This is a genomic window from Vaccinium witches'-broom phytoplasma str. VAC (genome assembly GCF_000309405.1).
Lineage (GTDB): Bacteria > Bacillota_I > Bacilli_A > Acholeplasmatales > Acholeplasmataceae > Phytoplasma.
The window spans coordinates 1-2,444 of sequence record NZ_AKIN01000011.1; the positions used below are offsets into that span (position 1 = coordinate 1).

Annotated in this window: 3 protein-coding genes; all 3 read left to right on the forward strand. The window is 25.1% G+C overall.

All coding sequences use genetic code 11. The features are described 5' to 3' along the window. Nucleotides 1–31: 31 nt before the first annotated feature. The gene (locus tag RI68_RS00555; protein WP_017193324.1) at nt 32–856 is read left to right on the forward strand and encodes an energy-coupling factor transporter ATPase; all 825 of its coding nucleotides are present in this window, start codon (nt 32–34) and stop codon (nt 854–856) included. Further along, nucleotides 832–1,695 (forward strand): ATP-binding cassette domain-containing protein, encoded by an 864-nt coding sequence (locus RI68_RS00560; RefSeq protein ID WP_017193325.1) that lies wholly within the window; start codon nt 832–834, stop codon nt 1,693–1,695. The genes RI68_RS00555 and RI68_RS00560 overlap by 25 nt, the downstream gene beginning before the upstream one ends. Beyond that, a partial coding sequence (locus tag RI68_RS00565) for a CbiQ family ECF transporter T component (RefSeq protein ID WP_017193326.1) occupies nt 1,688–2,444 on the forward strand: 757 nt, incomplete at its 3' end. The genes RI68_RS00560 and RI68_RS00565, both read left to right, overlap by 8 nt.

Here is a 2,444-nt window from a genome sequence, read left to right on the forward strand (position 1 = left end):
ATGGTTAAAATAAATAAAATTAGGTTATAAAATGATAATTGTTAAAGGTTTAAATTTTAGTTACAAAGAAAAACAAATTCTTCATGATTTGAATTTTAAGATCAATCCTGGAACATGGGTTTCTATAATAGGCGATAATGGTTCAGGCAAGTCTACTTTAGTAAAAATTTTAATCAGTTTATTGCAATTCCAAAAAGGACAAATTATGATCAACGGTTTAGAATTGAATGAAGATAATTTGTCTGATATTCGTCCTCTTATGGGGATTGTTTTTCAAAACCCTGATTATCAATTTATCGGATTCGATGTACGAAGCGATATCGCTTTCGGTCTAGAAAACCAAAATTTACCAAGAGAAGAAATGCAACAAAAAATTTTTGAGGTGTCTCGTTCTTTAGGTATTTATGATTTGTTAGACAAAAAACCTCAAGAACTATCTGGTGGTCAAAAACAAAAAGTCGCTATTGCTTCTGTTTTAGCTATGGAACCAGAAATTATTATTTTTGATGAACCAACGTCTTTTTTAGATCCTCAAGGAGTTAAAGAGATTCATAATATTATCAAAAACATTCATCAACAAAAAAATAAGATTTTAATCACTATCACACATGATTTATCTTTTGCTTTACAAAGTGATGAGATTATTATTTTAGAAAAAGGTCATCTATTAAAACATGATAAACCAACAAATTTGATTAAAGAACCTTCTTTTTTGGAAAAATATTTTGTTAATTTACCCTTATCTTTGAAACTTTATTATGAATTATTAAAAAAAGATGAAAATTTATCTCATGAAAAAACAGAATCTTTGCGAAAAATAAAGGAAATCTTATGGCAATACAGTTTAAAAATGTAAGTTATTATTATGATAAAACAAAAACACATGCTATCAAAGATATTAATTTAAAAATTAATGAAAATAATGAATTTATCGCGTTAATTGGTAAAATTGGTTCGGGAAAATCTACTTTGGTTCAATTGATGAATGGTTTATTGACACCTTCAGAAGGGAAAATAGAAGTTTTTGGGCAAAAAATAAATTCCAAAACGCCTGAAAAATGTTTATCTTCTTTGAGAAGTAAAATTGGTTTAGTTTTTCAATTTCCTGAATATCAACTTTTTGAAACAACTGTTTTAAAAGATGTTATTTTTGCGCTTAAAAATTTGAAAATAAATAATAATACTTCAGAAAAGAAAGCTATTGCTGTTTTAAAAAGATTAGGCATTGAAGAAGATTTATTTATTTCATCTCCTTTTAAATTATCTGGCGGACAACAAAGAAAAGTGGCTCTTGCTGGCATTTTAGTTATGGATCCTGCTATTTTAGTTTTAGATGAACCTACAAGAGGTTTAGATGTTAAAAGTCAAATTGAAATTATGAATTTTTTTCAAGAATTATTTCAAATAGAAAAAAAAACCATTATTTTTATCACTCATAATATAGATTTAGTATCAGAATACGCCAATAGAGTGATTTTGTTAGAAAAAGGTCAAATTATGTTTGATGGTTCTAAAGAAGACTTTTTTATGAATGAAAAATTCAATAAATTTGAAGCTTATAAACCGCAAACTTTCCAACTGGCGTATTTTTTAGAAAAAGAATTGAACATCCCCTTTATTCCTGTTTATTCTTTTAAAGAAATGTTAAAATATTTAAAAAAATTTTATGAAGGAAATAATGGTTTAGATGATTAATTCCGATTTACAACAAAAAACTGATTTAAAGAAAAAATCTTTTTTATATAGCATTAATCCGGCGATTAAAATCATCACTATCATTGCGTTTTTTAAAATTATTTTTAGTTTAGATGTCTCTTTTTTTTTCAAAGAAAAAAACTTATTAGAAACAGTTTTATTTTTCGGACCTTTCGTTTTTCTATTTTTGATTTTATTTTTTTTGTTAATGCATCTGAATTTTTCTGTCGTTAAAATGTTAAAACGTATTTCTCATTTGAAATTTCTTATTGTATTAAGTTTAATTTTTCATATTTCTTTAAAAGAAGAAGCTGGAAGAGACATTTCTTTTCAAGTGTGGAATTTTTACTTAATATTGTTCAGTTTAGGGGCTTTTTATTTTGTTTTTAAAAAGATATTTCCGAAAAATATTTATTCTTTTTTGTTTGTTATCTTTTTCTTGGCAATGCCTTTTCTTACTTCTCGTTTTAACTTGTTGAAAACACACAAAATACCTTTTATACAGGCAGATTATACGGTTCAATTATTCTTGAAAAAAACAGATTTATTAAAAATTATTTTAATATTTATTAGGATTTTATTGATTTTAACTGTTATAACTTTATTTAACGAAACTACTTCTTTTATGGAAATAAATGATGGTTTGGAAATCGTTTTAAAACCTTTGAAAAAACTAAAATTTCCTTTAGAATTTTTTTCCATCATGATATCTTTGATTTTCATGTTTATTCCTTTTTTAATGGAAGAAA